5 protein-coding genes are annotated in these 3,218 nt (G+C 59.3%); 2 read left to right on the top strand and 3 right to left on the bottom strand.

Annotation, left to right across the window (positions count from 1 at the left end; genetic code table 11):
• The coding region (locus tag P792_RS37165) for a DsbA family protein (protein WP_035440597.1) at window positions 1-319 on the top strand (319 nt) is incomplete at its 5' end.
• A 62-nt stretch (window positions 320-381) separates the two neighbouring features.
• On the opposite strand, the gene P792_RS33360 is transcribed toward P792_RS37165, so the two are convergent.
• Both P792_RS33360 and P792_RS33355 read right to left on the bottom strand, forming a co-directional pair.
• A complete protein-coding gene (locus P792_RS33360) occupies window positions 382-1,284 on the bottom strand; it encodes a PPK2 family polyphosphate kinase (RefSeq protein ID WP_161630862.1) in 903 nt (300 codons plus the stop codon).
• Complete coding sequence (locus P792_RS33355; protein WP_023979687.1) at window positions 1,277-2,029, bottom strand: SDR family NAD(P)-dependent oxidoreductase; 753 nt, start codon at window positions 2,027-2,029, stop codon at window positions 1,277-1,279. Before P792_RS33355 ends, P792_RS33360 begins: the two co-directional genes overlap by 8 nt.
• A 143-nt stretch (window positions 2,030-2,172) precedes the next feature.
• Here P792_RS33355 and P792_RS33350 point away from each other — a divergent pair, with 143 nt between their 5' ends.
• Window positions 2,173-2,769: a YqgE/AlgH family protein gene (locus tag P792_RS33350; protein WP_023979686.1), complete on the top strand. Its 597-nt coding sequence runs from the start codon at window positions 2,173-2,175 to the stop codon at window positions 2,767-2,769.
• A 7-nt stretch (window positions 2,770-2,776) separates the two neighbouring features.
• Here P792_RS33350 and P792_RS33345 read toward each other — a convergent pair.
• On the bottom strand, window positions 2,777-3,218 hold a 442-nt coding region (locus tag P792_RS33345), incomplete at its 5' end, for an ABC transporter substrate-binding protein (protein ID WP_031241433.1).

Below are 3,218 nucleotides of genomic sequence, written 5' to 3'. Positions count from 1 at the left end.
GCAGGCCATTTTCGCCGCCGCGCTGCAGGGCGGCTACGAAAAGATGAAACGCGCCCTGATGCAGGACACGACGCCCCCTACCCTGGATCGTATCCGTCAGCTCGCTACGGCCAATGGGCTGAATGCTGACAAGCTGGTGACTGACATGCACGCCTCGAACGTTGCCGCGCAGATCAACGAGAATCTGGCCGAAGCAAGGCTGATCGGCCTCGATGGTACGCCGACCTTCGTTTTCGGTACGAGCGCAATCATTCCCGGTGCCATCTCGGCTGAGGAAATGCGCGAGCAGATCAAAACCGCACGCAAGGACGCGCACTGACAACACGTACCCTTCCATCCTGCAAGGGCCCCAAAGGAGGCGACCTTGCAGGATAGGTTAGATCAGCCAGGTATCTTACTCGCCTTGATCTTGGCTTCGAGCCGACCGAGATTTTCGAGAATTTCAGGCGATGGTGGCGGTGGCTCCGGGCTCAGGCTCTCAAGCCTTGCAATCAGGGCCTCCATCACGACCAGGCGTGAGTACCATTTCTTGTTTGACGGCACGACAAGCCAGGGCGCGTGCTCGGTCGCCGTCGCCCGGATCGCTTCTTCATAGGCTGTCTGGTAAGCGGGCCAGAACTGACGTTCCGCCAGATCGCTCTCATCGAACTTCCAGCGCTTGTCCGGCCGATGAAGACGACGCAGCAGACGCTCCTGCTGACATTCGGGCGACATATGCAGCATGACCTTGAGAACATGGATGCCCTGCCGGCCCAGATAGGCCTCGAAATCGCGGATATCCTGCAGGCGGTGGTCCCAGAACTCCCGCTTTGTCGGATCACCCTTCATGCCTCTCGCATCGAGCGTGTCTGCATGAACTCGGGCAACGAGCACATCCTCGTAATGGCTGCGGTTGAATACCCCCACCTGGCCACGGCCCGGTATGGCCATGTGAACGCGCCATAGATAGTCATGAGAAAGCTCGATATCGCTCGGCTTCTTGAATGACACGACCTTGGTACCCTGTGGGTTCATCCCGGTCATGACATTGAGAATGAGGCTGTCCTTGCCCGCACCATCCATGCCCTGAAGAACCAGAAGCATGGAATGGCGATGCTCTGCCGCAAGCCTTTCCTGCAACGCCCCAAGATGAGCACGCCGCTTGTCCAGCCACGCCTCGACATGGCCCTTGTGCAAACCGCCATGATCCTGCGGACGGACGGATTTCAGCTCGAAATCACGCCCGTCGCTTACGAGATACTTGCCAGGAAGCTTGCGGGCCAGGCCCAGGGTCAGTTCAGTCACTGCTTCGATCCACTGCGAGGCCACCGGCAGCCTGACAGACAGGCATCATCTCGATGGCGTTGATGTTGACATGGGGCGGAAGGCTGAGCAGCCATGATACGGTTGCCGCGATATCCTCAGGCGTCAGCGGGTCAGTCCCTTTATAGACATCCGCGGCCTTCTTATTGTCGCGCAGCCGCACATTGCTGAATTCGCTGCCCCCGCACAGTCCCGGTTCGATCGTGCTCGCACGGATCTTCGTTCCCAGCAGGTCAGTGCGCAGATTGCGCATGAACTGGCCGACAAACGCCTTGGTGGCTCCGTAAACATTGCCCCCGACATAGGGGTAAGTCCCCGCGATACTGCCAAGTGTGATGATGTATCCATGATTGCGTTCGACCATTTGTGGAAGAAACGCGCGAGTGACATCCACGACACCCGTCACATTCGTGTCAATCATGGTTTTCCAATCCTTGAGATCGGAGTCCTGCGCCTTGCCTACACCGAGGGCCAGACCGGCATTATTGATCACCACATCGACCTGACGCCAGGCGGGTGGCAGGCTTGCGGGCAGGGCCTGAACCTTTTCGGCATCGGTCACATCGAGCACCTGCGGCAGGAATGCCTCGCCCAGTTCTTTCTTCACGGCCTCAAGCCGTTCCGCCCGTCGGCCGGTCCCGATCACACGATGGCCTTCCTTGACCAGACGCTTTGCAATAGCCTGACCAAACCCGGCTGTTGCGCCGGTTACCAGAATAATCGCCATCGTTTTCTCCATTTCAGGTTCAGGACACACAGGGGCCCACGCTATAGCAGACGGGGCAGCCGCTCCATGGTTGCCACACTCTGTATCGTTGCCACGAAGCGCCGCCCTTGCAAAACCCCCTGCAATGGCCGACATTTTCCCTCATGGCTTCAGATTTTCAAACGCCCGACGAGACCACATCCGAAACCTTGGCAGGCCGTCTGCTCATTTCGAGCCCCATGCTTGGAGAGTCGGAATTTGCGCGCAGCGTGGTCTATGTCTGCGCCCATTCGCGCCGGGATGGTGCCATGGGGCTGATCATCAACAAGCGCGCATCGCACCCCACGCTCGAAACCCTGTTCGAGCAGCTCGACATTACCCCCTCACCGCCCAAGCGCCGGATCAATCTGTGCATGGGCGGCCCCATGGAACCGACCCGTGGCTTCGTGCTTCACTCTGCCGACTGGCGGCGTGAAGACAGTCTCGTGATCAACAACGAAAACTGCCTGACTGCCAGCCTCGATATCCTGCATCAGATCGCCGCTGGCGAAGGCCCACGCCATGCCCTGCTGGCGCTGGGCCATGCCTCATGGGAGCCCGGTCAGCTGGAAGATGAAATCATCCAGCAGAATGCATGGCTGAGCGCCCCAGCCATGGATGATCTTATTTTCGGCAGCGATCAGATGGTGAAGTGGCGCAAGGCCCTTGCCACCATCAATATCGATCCCCTCTCCCTCTCCAATCTCGTCGGCCACGCCTGAGGGCCGCCTAGCCCGGACATGCACCAGGCTTGAGGGGCCGCGCATCGAGGATACGTTCTGCCGCCTCGCTGCTGAGAGGGTGGTGATAGAACTGGCGGTAGAAATCCCGGATCTGTGCGAGCATCGCAGCGCGGTCAATCGTCCCTTTTTCGATCAGCTGACGCGCCCACAGGCGTTGCAACAGCAATTCGGGGCTGTAGCGATCCCAATTGAACACCCCTGACGGATTGCGAAACACATGGTGCTGCGCCACGGCAGCAAGCTGTACCCAAAGCGGCGATGACGCGATTTCAGCCTCGCTGCCTGCATCCGCTCCCAGAATGATGATGTCGGGCTGCCAGCCCAGGATCTGCTCCAGCGAAACCGGTCGCTTGTTGCCATGCACACCGATCGCGGCATTGCGGCCACCGGCATCACGTATCCACTCATCCACGATACTCGTATCACCA

This window comes from Asaia sp. SF2.1 (assembly GCF_000505765.1).
In the GTDB taxonomy this organism is placed as follows: domain Bacteria; phylum Pseudomonadota; class Alphaproteobacteria; order Acetobacterales; family Acetobacteraceae; genus Asaia; species Asaia bogorensis.
Note: the sequence above shows the minus strand (reverse complement) of the source record. Positions and strands in the feature narration are given on the sequence as shown.